Here is a 610-nt window from a genome sequence, read left to right as displayed (position 1 = left end):
CCTTGGACTTGTCCTTGGGCTTGCGCGGACGGGCGGGCATGATCGCCGTGCCAAAGTGAGCGCCCAGCATCTGGTAGGTGGGGTTGAGATCCGGATCCGTATTACGGGCCACACTGACCGCACTCTTCAAGCAATCCGGCACCACCAGTTGCGGTACGCCACCGAAGAACTCGAAGGCCCGCTTGTGACTCATCACCCAATCCTCAAGCTGCTGGGAGCGGGTGGCTTCGGCAAAGGTGTAGTTGGACGCCCCGAGCACCGCGACGAAGACCTGGGCCCGATAGAGGATCTCGCCGGTATGGGGATCAACGATAGGCATGGTCTGGCCGCAATAATCGACAAAGAGTTTTTCACCGGCGAGATGGGTCTGGCGCATCGACGGTTGCAGCACCGATGCCCACGCCTTATAGAGCCGGCAGAAGTGGTTGTAACTGTAGTGGGCACTGCTATTGCGCTCGGCATATTCCTGCCACAGCAGCTCCAGGGTCACCCCTTTTTGGCCGGGTCTTTTGAGCTCCTGGTGGAGCGCCGCCCAGTCAGGGAGGGATTTGTGGTGAGTTTTCGACACCGCCCGCGTGCTGAGGAAGGCACGCTCAAGGGTGACATCATC

The 610-nt window shown here is 60.2% G+C and carries 1 protein-coding gene; it reads right to left on the bottom strand.

Going from position 1 to position 610, the window contains the following annotated elements:
- The coding region (gene istA / locus BN1125_RS03635; protein WP_042010751.1) for an IS21 family transposase at positions 1 to 610 on the bottom strand (610 nt) is incomplete at both ends.

The sequence above is a fragment of the Aeromonas fluvialis genome (assembly GCF_000819885.1).
GTDB lineage: Bacteria > Pseudomonadota > Gammaproteobacteria > Enterobacterales > Aeromonadaceae > Aeromonas > Aeromonas fluvialis.
Note: the sequence above shows the minus strand (reverse complement) of the source record. Positions and strands in the feature narration are given on the sequence as shown.